Here is an 11,974-nt window from a genome sequence, read left to right on the forward strand (position 1 = left end):
TACATTTTATTAAACGACTAACTTATGGAGGTTTTTAAAGATGCTCTCAGAAAAGAAAATAAAACGTATTAATGAATTGGCAAATAAAAAGAAAACAACAGGATTATCAATCGAGGAAGCAAAAGAACAGACCCAGCTCAGAAAGGAATACTTGGAAACCTTCCGTTCCAGCATGCGTGAAACTATCGAATCGGTCAAAGTAATGGATCCGGAAGGAAATGACGTTACACCTGAAAAAGTCAAACAAGCTAGAGCGAATCAAAAACCACTAAATTGATGATAGGTAAAGGATTAACATTGTAATTAACCGTGGAATTGACTACACTATAGAAGGAATATGTACTATAAAACACTCATATGAGACAGGACGGAAAGGATGTACAGCATGACCGAAAAAATCGATCAACTGGCAATAACAACAATCCGAACATTATCAATCGATGCGATTGAAAAAGCAAATTCTGGTCACCCCGGATTACCGATGGGCGCAGCGCCGATGGCTTATACACTCTGGACGCAACATTTACACCACAATCCATCAAACCCCCAATGGTTCAATCGTGATCGCTTTGTACTTTCAGCAGGACACGGCTCGATGTTACTCTATAGCTTGTTGCATTTAAGTGGCTATGGTCTGACGATTGATGACTTGAAAAATTTCAGACAATGGGATTCAAAGACACCAGGACATCCAGAATATGGACATACAGTGGGAGTTGAAGCAACGACTGGACCACTTGGACAAGGAATTGGTATGTCTGTAGGTATGGCAATGGCTGAAAAACATCTTGCAGCAACATATAACAAGCCAGGTTTCGATATTGTGGATCACTACACATATGCACTTTGTGGAGATGGTGATTTAATGGAAGGTGTAGCAGCAGAGGCAATCTCGATGGCAGGTCACCTTCAGTTAAACAAACTGATCGTACTATATGATAGTAATGATATTTCTTTAGATGGCGATTTGGACATGTCATTCTCTGAGAACATTAGAAAACGCTTTGAATCATATGGCTGGAACTATGCGCGAGTAGAAGACGGCAATGATACAAAATCTGTTTCTGATGCAATCGAAAAAGCAAAAGGCAATACCGGTGGTCCAACAATCATTGAAGTGAAAACCGTGATCGGCTATGGTTCACCAAACAAATCTGGTAAAGCAGATGCACACGGTGCGCCATTAGGTGAAGATGAAATGGCACTTACGAAAGAGTATTACAAGTGGACATTCGAAGAGGACTTCCACGTTCCTGAAGAAGTCTATGAACGTTTTAATTCAGCAACGGATCAACTGGGTGTTCAGTCAGAGCAACAATGGAATGATTTATTCGCAAGCTACGAAAACGAGCATAAAGAATTGGCTGCACAGTTTAAACAAGCAATTGCAAATGAACTGCCAACTGATTTGAAAGAACAAATGCCAGTTTATGAAGCGGGTGCTTCTGTAGCGACTCGTTCAGCATCCGGTGAGTCAATCAATGCATTAGCGAAAGCAGTTCCAGCTTTATTCGGCGGTAGTGCGGACCTTGCTGGTTCAAACAAGACGACGATTAAGAATGCAGGTGACTTTACTGTAGACAACTATGCGGGCCGTAATATATGGTTTGGCGTTCGGGAATTCGCGATGGGAACAGCTTTAAACGGTATGGCTCTCCATGGCGGTGTGAAAGTCTTTGGCGGAACATTCTTTGTGTTTAGTGATTATGTACGTCCTGCTATTCGTCTATCCGCATTGATGGGCTTACCTGTGACTTATGTCTTCACACATGACAGCGTGGCGGTCGGTGAAGACGGACCTACTCATGAACCTGTGGAGCAATTGGCTTCATTACGTGCAATGCCTGGATTGTCTATCATCCGACCTGCTGATGGAAATGAAACATCCGCTGCATGGCATATTGCTACGACTTCACAAGACACGCCAACTGTCCTAGTATTGTCTAGACAAAATCTTGAAGTATTGCCTAAATCACAAGAACTTGCGATGGAATATGTATCTAAAGGTGCGTATGTCATATCACCAGCTACTAAAGAGCAAGCGGACGGTTTGCTTCTTGCAAGTGGCTCGGAAGTAAGTCTTGCGGTTGATGCGCAGAAAGCTCTAAAAGAGCAAGGCATCGACGTTAGTGTTATCTCCATGCCTTCCTGGGATCTATTTGAGAAGCAGGATCAAGCATATAAAGATTCTGTTCTGCCAAAGAACATTAAGAAAAGAGTGGCGATTGAGATGGGCGCTTCTCTTGGGTGGCATAAATACTCAGGCGATGAAGGAACTGTCATGGCAATTGATACATTCGGTGCAAGTGCACCAGGCGACTTAGTCATTGAAAAGTATGGCTTTACGGTTGAGAATGTTGTGAAAGAAATGACAAATTTAGTGAATAAGTAAACAGACCTAACACACGGCCTTTATTAAAGAGCCGTGTGTTTTTTTTGCGCAGCTTTACGACAATAATAGTGAGGAAGTTTTCCGCAAACTGACACGATTTACTAAGGACAAGTTCTATGATAGATAGTAGGAGGTGTTCGTTATGAGGAAGTATGAAATTTTTAAGATTAAGTCAGCGTATCAATCCTTCATAATGGGGCGTGAACGTTTATTATTTGAGCTACTAACAGTAGGTCCTTCTACGAACTATCATGAAATTGAATATTTATGTGATCAATTAAATCAAAGAGAACTAGATCATATCATTCAGAATAACTTGGCGAAAAGTTTTGATGAACTGGATTCCTATCATAATGAATACCGATTGACACACTTAATCAAAGGAGAGGTCTTCATCAAAATGGGTACGCATAGTATACAAGTGTATTGTCAAGGATCACGGATGTTGGATTTAGACTTATTTGTAGCGCTATCCACTTCAACAGATCGTTTTTTTGCCGTGATGAATGAACAAGAAGAATGTGGGTGGCTCAAACCACTTAAACACTCTGAGCGCATGATACTAGAAAATTCAATGATGTAAAAACTTCCGTACAATTTGCATAGAGTCATTGCTATTCACTGCTGCTATGTTGTATAATCCTTCTTGGTAGTATGTAATCGAACTATTTTTATGAGGGAGGTTTGGCAGTAATGACTTTATGGATAGCAATTTTATTGATCGTCGTCGCTTTGATCGGCGGAGTAGCTCTCGGCTTTTTCATAGCACGTAAATATATGATGAATTATTTGAAGGACAATCCGCCAATTAATGAACAAATGTTACGTATGATGATGATGCAAATGGGACAGAAACCTTCACAAAAGAAAATTAACCAAATGATGGCTCAGATGAACAAGGTTCAAGACAAGCCAGCCAAAAAAAAATAAAGTAAAACTCCGTGAGTAGCAAATTCGCTAACACGGAGATTTTTTGTTTTCTGCTATATTGTCATGAATATAAACGGAAGCGATTCAAAAACCTTTGTACCGTTTGTAAATATTCATCAGGATTATCATTATACGATTTGGCATGTGCTCCTTTCGCAAAAAGCTTCATCATTTTATCGCCTTCTTTTAATTCATATAATTCTTCTGTCATCTGAGGCAAAATAAACGTGTCTTCCATGCTGTGAATGAATAACACAGGTTTATCAATAAACTTCATTACTTCGCGGGGGGAAACCGCTGCTGAAGTATAGCCATCACGAATTTTTAAAAATAAATTGGCGATTCGCAAACTCATAGAAGTCTTAAACGGCATCTCTGTACGAATGATATGCAATAGTTGCTCTGAGAAGTCCGAGAATGGACAATCGGCTATATAGAAATCTGCCTCATCTTCATAGGTACCTGCGTACAAAAGCGTAGTGGCGGCTCCCATCGATTCACCGTGTATGCCAATTAAAGCGCGCTTACCTACACGTTTACGAACAGCTGTTACAACTTCTTTCAGATCCATTTTTTCATAAAATCCAAAACTTGTTGTTTTTCCACCAGAATCACCATGCCGCCGATGATCAAAAATAACAGAATTAAATCCTAAACGTTCAAACAGACGTGCATATTTGATGGAATTCACTTTGTTTTCTGTTACGCCATGGCAAATGACAACCGTTCGCGTTGTATCCAAAGGCCGCAAGAAAACTGCGCGTAAGTTATAGCCGTTAGGTGAAGGTATCCAAATATCATCTTTTCTTATGGTTTCAAACCACTGACGATCAAAGCGTTTAGCAATCATCTCGCGCTGCAAAATAACTTCTGAGTCTTTGGTTTTTAAATACATTAGACGATTAGTGACAAGTATCCCGAAAAATGTAAGAAGCGCTGTAAAAACACTTGACGTGATACCGACAATATACATTACTCTACGTCTCAACAAAATCCTCCTTCCTATTTCCTTATATATAAGTTATACATGGCTGTTTCAATAGGACGTGATAGATAAGGTGCAACTTCATCCACTGCTGCGCATATTTTGTCCATGTCAATCCCTGTTTCTATACCGACTGATTGCAATAGGTATAGGACATCTTCTGTTGCGACATTACCTGTAGCGCCAGGCGCAAAAGGACAGCCGCCGAGACCGCCTGCAGATATATCGAATCGATCAATCGCTGCTTGCATAGAGGCGTAAATATTAGCCAATCCTAATTTATAGGTATTATGGAAATGTGCTGTGATCAAAATGTTTGGAAACTGCTTTTTCAGTTCATGAAACAAAGTAAAACTGGCTAAAGGATTTGCCATACCATCAGTATCTGCCACACTTAATTCATCTACACCCATATCGACAAACTTCTTACAAAGAGCTAGAGTTTTTTCAAGTGGAATGAAACCTTCATACGGACAGTGAAAGCTGTAGAAATACAGGCTCTAACAAACTGATGATTATTTTTGAGCCGATTGATAATTGGCCGTAGTGTCTACATGCTTTCTGTAGTAGTTTGATTGATATTATGTTGGGTGAATGTATCACTTACGCCTACAAACACCGCCATACTTTCTGCACCAGCTTTGAAGGCATACTCCACACCATTTGCATTCGGTGTAAGAACAAATTGCCTGCTCTGTTTACTTACCCGACTCATAACTTCTTTGAAGTCTGACATTTGAGGAACCCACTAAGGCAATACAAAAGAAGTAACTTCCATTTAATGTATAGACGCTCACTGTAAAGCGTGTATAAAAGCTAATTTTTGATCAGTTGGGATACTATTTTTTTCATTTTGTAAACCATCGCTTGGTCCAACCTCGATTAACGTTACGTTCTTTGGTAAACTATACATAAACATCCCTCCTTCAATCTATTGTACGTAAAATAAGTGAATAAGGGCAATGTAAAAACCTTGTCAATTAACTTGGTAATAATAATAATAATATGCAACTCTTTATCAAATAGAAAGTAGTGATTAGTATGTCAAAAAAACAACGAAAAGTATCAAATAATCAGAGGAACCATATCGCAGAGGATTCTGCAACTTCACTATCAGATTTCGTGAGTGATGATATGTTAGCTAAATTAAAAGGAATGAAACGGGAGATGAAAGTGGAAGAAGAAATAAAACTAGAACAAGAAAAAGAAAAACGCATTCAAGAGCGAAAAGAACGTGAAAAAAATAAGAGTTTTGAAGAATTACTGGAGGAATACGGATACGACGGAACAAAGTATTAAGAATACTAGAACAGTAGGTGTGAGAATAGGTATACTAGTCATATAAAGGTTTGATAAAAAGGTCTTTTACACGGGAGATGAAGAAATGAAGTTTTTGTATATTACGTATCATAAGAAACAACATCTTCAAAAAGAACTTATATCCGAGAGCCTTTTGAAACGTGTTCATTCAGCACCTATTGAGCACGCGATTGTTTATTGGTTGCAAAGTAATCTAGAAACTGTTGAAATAGTGGATTCTGTTATATCTTATGATTTACCAAAAGAAATGGTAGAAAATTTTTATACTACATTATCAAAAGCGCATGCGGAAAAATCTAAGGAGTCTCCGAGACCCTGGAAATTTCTGCCGAACCCAACTGACGAACAGTATATGTTTCCGGTTGCACAATATGAAAAAGAATACGGAATCACGTATTATGAATCTATATACAAATACATAACGGTTTTCGGGGTCATTTTAAATATATTTGACTTTGAATCTAATCAATTAATTATATACATTCGATAACATAGAGGAATGTATCCAGGGGGATGTAAGATGAAACAGCTTGATGTCAAGCTTTATGAGTATTTACTAGCAAAACTACCTGAAATTACAACTTCTTGGCTGGCAATGAGAAAAGTAGAAAAAGACTCTATTTATTCGATAACTGCTCATCCAGAAATGGAAGAAACACTTCGGGAACAAAATAAACTTACGAATTTAACAGTCATCAGCAGTTTACTTGATGATCCTGAAATCTTTGAGAAGAACAAAATAAAATGGGCAGCGGTTGTCGCTCTTAGCAGAGTGAAAAGTAATACACCGATAGAAGATGTAATTCAAGCTTTGAGTAATGTTCGTTTAACATATTGGCGCTTCATAAAAGAATTTTATTTGGCCTATAAAGAAGAAATTACACTTGATGATTATATGCGCTGGAGTGAAACCATTAATAATGCATTTGATCGGATCTACATTAGTTTCGCTGAAGCCTATAATGAATATATTAGTGGCAAGTTCGATATCCAACAAAGCTTAATTAATGAATTAAGCTCTCCCGTCATCAAAATTACCGACGAAATTGGCGTGGTACCGCTAATTGGAGAGTTGGATGAACTGCGTGCACAAGTTATGTTGGAAAGCATACCAGAGAAAAGTTTAGAGTCTGGTATTGAACACTTATTTATTGATTTATCGGGTGTGACCGTTATTGATACACATGTAGCCCAGCAGATTTTTCAAGTGACAAAAGTGTTATCTCTATTAGGGACGCGATGCACAATTACGGGGATTTTACCGGCAATTGCTCAAGCATCGACAGAGCTTGGTTTAGACTTTAAAAATATCCAAACATTTAGTTCGTTACAACTAGCATTTCAAAAAGAATTTTTTATTGTAGAACAGTAAAAAAACCAAGTCACTTATGTGACTTGGTTTTTAGATTTTATTTATGCTTTTCTTGGAAATCCAGCATGAATTTCTGTAAAGCCAGACAAGCTTCATATGGTACTGCGTTGTAAGTAGAAGCACGACATCCGCCTACGGAACGGTGACCATTTAGCCCAACGAATCCCGCCTCTTTAGCTTCTTCCAAGAATTGCTTTTCCAACTCTTCATCCGCTACACGGAACGTGATGTTCATGAATGAACGACTTCCTTTTTCAGCATGTCCTGTATAGAAACCGTTGCTGTTGTCGATCGCGTCATAGATCAGATTCGCTTTTTCTTCATTGCGTTTTGCAATTTTTTCTATGCCGCCTTGTTGTTGCATCCAACCAAGAACTTCACCCAACATGTAAATACCGAATGATGGAGGGGTGTTATATAGAGAGTTATTTGATGAATGTGTTTGGTATTTCAAAATAGCTGGAATCTCACTATTCGCTTTGTCCAACAAGTCTTTGCGTATAATCGCAACTGTAACGCCCGAAGGTCCGAGATTTTTTTGTGCACCTGCATAAATCATTCCGAATTGACTAACGTCAAGTGGTCTTGACAGAATATCACTAGACATATCTGCTATTAACGGGACATTTCCAGTGGAAGGGAACTCATGGAATTGGGTGCCGAAAATTGTGTTATTTGAAGTGATATGCACATATGCATCCGTCTCTTCAAATGTAATTTCATCAGAAGATGGGACGCGATTATAATTTGTGTTTTTTGTAGAAGCTGCCTCGTATACTTCTCCAATTGTCTTGGCTTCTTTAAGTGCTTTATCAGACCATGCACCAGACATAATGTAGCTAGCTTTTTTTCCATCTGGTAAGAAATTCATTGGCACCATTGCAAATTGTAGACTGGCTCCGCCCTGCAAGAATAGTACTTCATAGTTTTCAGGAATTGAGAATAAAGAACGCAAACGCTCAATTGCTTGATTATGTACTTGTTCATAAGTAGCACTGCGGTGACTCATTTCCATAATAGACATTCCAGATTCTTTAAAATCCACTAGTTCGGCTTGTGCTTTTTCAAGAACTTCGCGTGGAAGTGCGGATGGACCCGCGTTAAAATTATAGACAGACTTTTGATCAATCAAAAGAATCACTCCTTCATTAGTTTACAACTATAAAGTAAAGTATATACGAAAAATCATACATGGGGAATAGATAACTGCCAATTCGCAATAAATCTTCCAATCAATTAAGAGGGGTGTCTTGTTTGTTTCAGTGAGAAATAGGGTAAATTGAAATCAAGTAGCAACTACATAGTGATGTAAAGTTCAGCCTACATAAAGCCGAAACGAGGGAGAGAGTATGAAAACAGATGGACGCAGAAAAAGTTCAAACGTAGAGGATCGAAGAGGAAGGAGTGGCGGAGGCGGTGCGATTGCATTAGGCGGGGGTGGTCTAGGAATTGTTGGTATTATATTATTTCTCCTTCTAGGTGGAAATCCAACTGACTTATTAGATAATAGTTCAGCAGTCCCTGATCAACCATACGTGGAAACTGCACAAGATAAAGAATTGGCGGATTTTGTTTCGGTTGTGCTTGCGGATACAGAAGATATTTGGTCGGAATTATTTGCGCAACAAGGAATTCAATATGAGAACCCTAAGCTAGTTCTTTATACAGGCCAAGTGGATACAGCGTGTGGCTACGGAAGTGCAGCTGCAGGGCCATTTTATTGCCCGGGTGATCAAAAACTATATATTGACTTAGCATTTTATAATGAATTACAAAGTTCATTTAAAGCGCCAGGTGACTTTGCCATGGCCTATGTAGTAGCTCATGAAGTAGGACATCATGTGCAAACGCTCCTTGGAATTTCAGATCAAGTGATGCCACTACGTCAAAAACTGAGTGAAAAGGAATTCAATAAATATTTAGTGAGATTTGAATTGCAAGCAGATTATTTTGCGGGAGTCTGGGCACATCATGCGAAAGGACGAGGATACTTGGAGCAAGGGGATTTACAGGAAGCAATTACTGCCGCGAGTGCGGTTGGTGACGATACGATTCAAAAACGCGCGAGAGGGTATGTTGTACCGGAGAGTTTCACACACGGTACAGCAAAACAACGAATGTATTGGTTCGAACGTGGTTTTGAATTAGGCACTATTGAGGGTGGAGACACGTTTAATCAAACAGAAAAATAAAACTCGCGAACGTCATTCTTTTCGAAGTGACGTTCACGAGTTTTTATTTTGTTGCGGCTATAGCGGGTTCAGCTGGAATAATTCCTTCTTTTTCATTGCGTAATCTTTTAATATCCACTCGAATGAGCAAGGAAATTAGTAGAGCCACAGCGAATAAGCCGGCGAAGAATAATAAGCTGCTTTCGTAACTGCCTGTTGTATCTTTCATCCAGGCAGCAAACATCGGTCCAGCCACTCCAGCTGCAGACCATGCAGTCAAAATATAACCGTGGATGGCTCCAAGTTGTCTCGTTCCAAAAATATCACCAATATATGCCGGAATAGAGGCGAACCCCCCTCCGTAACATGTATAGATTACGGCTAGAATTACTTGGAATATAATTGCGTTCGTGGTGAATGGTAAAATGGAAAATAGAACTAGTTGAATGATAAAGAACGTGGTATACGTATTGGGACGACCGATATAATCCGAAATCGCAGCCCAGCCAAGTCTGCCGGCCCCGTTAAAGATGCCTAGCACACCAACTAATGCGGCTGCCTGAATAGTCGTCATGCCAATACTATCAATCGCCATTGGTTTGGCAGCCGAGAGAATGGCGATACCGCAAGTAACATTAATAAACAACATTAGCCATAAATAATAAAAGCGTTTTGTTTTAACTGCTTGATTTGCTGTCAATTGAGAAAGATCTTCTTTAACTTCCGTTTTACCTAAACGAACTTTTTCAATAAATCCAGGCGGTGCCCATCCATCTTCTGGTTTTTCTAGATACAGGGAAGAAAGTAACATAATTAAGAAATACGATATACCGAGAATATAAAAAGTGTTCTGTAATCCGACATTGCTGATCAAGTATTCCATGATCGGGCTACTGATGGCTGCAGCAAACCCAAATCCCATGATGGCCAGTCCCGTTGCTAGCCCCCTGCGATCAGGGAACCATTTGACGAGTGTAGAAACGGGTGCGATATAACCTACCCCTAAACCAATTCCACCTAGCATACCGTAAAAAATATACAACAACGGTAATGAAGACATTTCTACTGCGAGTCCCGAACCTGTCACGCCCACTCCGAAAAACACAGCTGCAAGTAACCCTGCTTTTCTTGGACCGTATCTCTCTACAAAGTGACCTAAAAAAGCAGCTGATAAACCAAGAAATAAAATAGCAATACTAAATGTCAACTGTACTTGGCTTGTGGTCCATCCAAACTCTTCAATGAGTGGATTAGTGAAGTTACTCCAGGCATAAACAGATCCGATAGAAATGTGAATGCCTACTGCAGATAATGCAATCAGCCATCGGTTCTTCGTTTTTTTCATCCGTAATCCTCCATTTTGAAAACTTTTCCATAACTCCAATTCGAGTACCCAAAGACCTTGACTAATTGGTAATGTAAAAGAATAGTTGATACACTATTCCGTCATGACACGACAATCAAAGGAAATCGATTAAACAATTACTGGAATGTAAGTTAGGATTAAGGAGTATAATAGTAACAATTCACAGAATTGTCAATATCTCTTTTTCATGTAGTCGATAAAAGAGTCGTAGCATCCATGACGATTCTTTCAGGATGTGTGTACACGTTAAAAGATCTTCCGCGAATGAATCCGATCGTCGTTATGCCTAGATCATCTGCTAAACGTAAAGCTAATTCAGTAGGTGCGGACTTTGATAATACAATTTCACAACCAATTTTAGCGACTTTAAGTAATATTTCGGAGGAGATTCTTCCGCTGAACACAATGATTTTATCTCGTACAGAAATATCATTCCTCAGACAGTGTCCATAAATTTTATCTAACGCATTATGGCGGCCGATATCCATACGGGATAGTAATAATTGATCTGGAGCGCACAAAGCAGCATTGTGTACTCCACCAGTATGGCGGAACATTTCCGCTTGTTCTTCCATTTGATGCATCAAGGAAAATATTTGTGCAGGGATCAGTTGAACAGAAATACTATCCATCTTTTTCGCTGTCAGTGCATCATTTGCAAAGATGTACCCTTGTCTGCTCATGCCGCAACAAGATGTGATATACCGTTTATTTTGCAATTGTTCAAAGAAAGGGTAGACTTTACCCGTATTGACATAAATGAAGCCATTTTCAAGATCAAGTCGAATATCTGTGATTTGTTCCCACTTAGGCACGATTCCTTCTGATGCCAAGAAACCAACAATCATATCCTCAATATATTCCGGTGTACATACGATCGTCGCAAATTCTTTGTGGTTTAGTTTAATTGTGACTGCATATTCAACAGCGACTTGATCTGCTTTTTCAAAAACTTTACCATCCTGAAATCGAATAATGGATCGTTGTTGTTGCTGTTTCATGATCTGTTCTCCCTTCAGTCAATCGATCGATCGAATAAAAATACTGAAACTGCAATATCATCATCAATTTTAAAATCGCTGAATAAATGCAGAAACTTGGCCTCGACTAATTCTTCCAATGCTACAGGTGGTTCTTTTGCATATACTGCCTGAATCATGCTAGTTCGTGCACGATGCACCATCTCTTTTCCTTCTGGCGTTCCCGCTATGAACTTTTCAGTGGGCGTCAAATTACCATAGAGGGTAGAGACCACCATATTATCTATAAATATCGTGTGAATTCGTTCGGGACCTTTACCAAATAAGTCTTTTCGTAATTTACGAATGATATCATTAAACTCATGAACTTTTTTCATAAGGCACTTCCTCTTTTCATTTACAGAATAATTAAATTATTTTAATGTGGTCATTGTATTATACGCTTTATTACTCTATAC

The 11,974-nt window shown here is 39.0% G+C and carries 13 protein-coding genes and 1 pseudogene; 8 read left to right on the forward strand and 6 right to left on the reverse strand.

What is annotated here, in order from left to right; all coding sequences use genetic code 11:
* Window positions 1–40: 40 nt before the first annotated feature.
* The 4 genes from CSV63_RS01455 (at window position 41) to CSV63_RS01470 (ending at window position 3,322) form a co-directional block, all read left to right on the forward strand.
* Window positions 41–277, forward strand: coding sequence for a DUF896 domain-containing protein (locus tag CSV63_RS01455; RefSeq protein WP_099630993.1), 237 nt, complete (start codon window positions 41–43; stop codon window positions 275–277).
* Between the two features lie 108 nt (window positions 278–385).
* Window positions 386–2,392: a transketolase gene (gene tkt, locus CSV63_RS01460; RefSeq protein WP_099694220.1), complete on the forward strand. Its 2,007-nt coding sequence runs from the start codon at window positions 386–388 to the stop codon at window positions 2,390–2,392.
* A 142-nt stretch (window positions 2,393–2,534) separates the two neighbouring features.
* Window positions 2,535–2,975, forward strand: a complete 441-nt coding sequence (gene sirA / locus CSV63_RS01465) for a sporulation inhibitor of replication protein SirA (RefSeq protein WP_099694221.1) — start codon at window positions 2,535–2,537, stop codon at window positions 2,973–2,975.
* A gap of 110 nt (window positions 2,976–3,085) precedes the next feature.
* A complete protein-coding gene (locus CSV63_RS01470; protein WP_029053123.1) occupies window positions 3,086–3,322 on the forward strand; it encodes a YneF family protein in 237 nt (78 codons plus the stop codon).
* A gap of 61 nt (window positions 3,323–3,383) precedes the next feature.
* Here CSV63_RS01470 and CSV63_RS01475 read toward each other — a convergent pair whose 3' ends face one another.
* Window positions 3,384–4,310 (reverse strand): alpha/beta hydrolase, encoded by a 927-nt coding sequence (locus CSV63_RS01475; RefSeq protein ID WP_099694222.1) that lies wholly within the window; start codon window positions 4,308–4,310, stop codon window positions 3,384–3,386.
* Window positions 4,311–4,324: 14 nt separating this feature from the next.
* Window positions 4,325–5,220: pseudogene (locus CSV63_RS01480) on the reverse strand (hydroxymethylglutaryl-CoA lyase).
* A 128-nt stretch (window positions 5,221–5,348) separates the two neighbouring features.
* Here CSV63_RS01480 and CSV63_RS01485 point away from each other — a divergent pair.
* From CSV63_RS01485 to CSV63_RS01495, 3 genes are all read left to right on the forward strand, one after another.
* A complete protein-coding gene (locus tag CSV63_RS01485; protein WP_099694223.1) occupies window positions 5,349–5,606 on the forward strand; it encodes a YqkE family protein in 258 nt (85 codons plus the stop codon).
* Window positions 5,607–5,691: 85 nt separating this feature from the next.
* Window positions 5,692–6,117, forward strand: a complete 426-nt coding sequence (locus CSV63_RS01490; protein ID WP_099694224.1) for a hypothetical protein — start codon at window positions 5,692–5,694, stop codon at window positions 6,115–6,117.
* A 30-nt stretch (window positions 6,118–6,147) separates the two neighbouring features.
* Complete coding sequence (locus CSV63_RS01495) at window positions 6,148–6,999, forward strand: STAS domain-containing protein (RefSeq protein ID WP_099694225.1); 852 nt, start codon at window positions 6,148–6,150, stop codon at window positions 6,997–6,999.
* Between the two features lie 37 nt (window positions 7,000–7,036).
* Here CSV63_RS01495 and serC read toward each other — a convergent pair whose 3' ends face one another.
* Entirely contained in the window at window positions 7,037–8,131 is a 1,095-nt protein-coding gene (gene serC, locus CSV63_RS01500) for a 3-phosphoserine/phosphohydroxythreonine transaminase (protein ID WP_369823767.1), read from the reverse strand.
* A 217-nt stretch (window positions 8,132–8,348) separates the two neighbouring features.
* Here serC and ypfJ point away from each other — a divergent pair, with 217 nt between their 5' ends.
* Complete coding sequence (gene ypfJ, locus CSV63_RS01505; protein WP_099694226.1) at window positions 8,349–9,191, forward strand: KPN_02809 family neutral zinc metallopeptidase; 843 nt, start codon at window positions 8,349–8,351, stop codon at window positions 9,189–9,191.
* A gap of 43 nt (window positions 9,192–9,234) precedes the next feature.
* On the opposite strand, the gene CSV63_RS01510 is transcribed toward ypfJ, so the two are convergent.
* From CSV63_RS01510 to CSV63_RS01520, 3 genes are all read right to left on the reverse strand, one after another.
* Window positions 9,235–10,515, reverse strand: a complete 1,281-nt coding sequence (locus CSV63_RS01510) for an L-lactate MFS transporter (protein ID WP_099694227.1) — start codon at window positions 10,513–10,515, stop codon at window positions 9,235–9,237.
* A 206-nt stretch (window positions 10,516–10,721) separates the two neighbouring features.
* Window positions 10,722–11,537, reverse strand: a complete 816-nt coding sequence (gene fdhD / locus CSV63_RS01515) for a formate dehydrogenase accessory sulfurtransferase FdhD (protein WP_099694228.1) — start codon at window positions 11,535–11,537, stop codon at window positions 10,722–10,724.
* A 14-nt stretch (window positions 11,538–11,551) separates the two neighbouring features.
* Window positions 11,552–11,893 carry a Na-translocating system protein MpsC family protein gene (locus CSV63_RS01520; RefSeq protein ID WP_099631004.1) on the reverse strand — a complete coding sequence of 114 codons (342 nt, stop codon included), beginning with the start codon at window positions 11,891–11,893 and terminating at the stop codon, window positions 11,552–11,554.
* Window positions 11,894–11,974 lie beyond the last annotated feature (81 nt).

It is taken from the genome of Sporosarcina sp. P34 (assembly GCF_002743375.1).
In the GTDB taxonomy this organism is placed as follows: Bacteria; Bacillota; Bacilli; order Bacillales_A; family Planococcaceae; genus Sporosarcina.

Excerpts from the sequence above, each read along its gene's own strand:
- sirA (WP_099694221.1), top strand. The coding sequence starts at position 2,535 with ATGAGGAAGTATGAAATTTTTAAGATTAAGTCAGCGTATCAATCCTTC.
- CSV63_RS01470 (WP_029053123.1), top strand. The coding sequence starts at position 3,086 with ATGACTTTATGGATAGCAATTTTATTGATCGTCGTCGCTTTGATCGGC.
- CSV63_RS01485 (WP_099694223.1), top strand. The coding sequence starts at position 5,349 with ATGTCAAAAAAACAACGAAAAGTATCAAATAATCAGAGGAACCATATC.
- CSV63_RS01490 (WP_099694224.1), top strand. The coding sequence starts at position 5,692 with ATGAAGTTTTTGTATATTACGTATCATAAGAAACAACATCTTCAAAAA.
- CSV63_RS01455 (WP_099630993.1), top strand. The coding sequence starts at position 41 with ATGCTCTCAGAAAAGAAAATAAAACGTATTAATGAATTGGCAAATAAA.
- CSV63_RS01520 (WP_099631004.1), bottom strand. The coding sequence starts at position 11,893 with ATGAAAAAAGTTCATGAGTTTAATGATATCATTCGTAAATTACGAAAA.
- CSV63_RS01510 (WP_099694227.1), bottom strand. The coding sequence starts at position 10,515 with ATGAAAAAAACGAAGAACCGATGGCTGATTGCATTATCTGCAGTAGGC.
- tkt (WP_099694220.1), top strand. The coding sequence starts at position 386 with ATGACCGAAAAAATCGATCAACTGGCAATAACAACAATCCGAACATTA.
- CSV63_RS01495 (WP_099694225.1), top strand. The coding sequence starts at position 6,148 with ATGAAACAGCTTGATGTCAAGCTTTATGAGTATTTACTAGCAAAACTA.
- ypfJ (WP_099694226.1), top strand. The coding sequence starts at position 8,349 with ATGAAAACAGATGGACGCAGAAAAAGTTCAAACGTAGAGGATCGAAGA.
- fdhD (WP_099694228.1), bottom strand. The coding sequence starts at position 11,537 with ATGAAACAGCAACAACAACGATCCATTATTCGATTTCAGGATGGTAAA.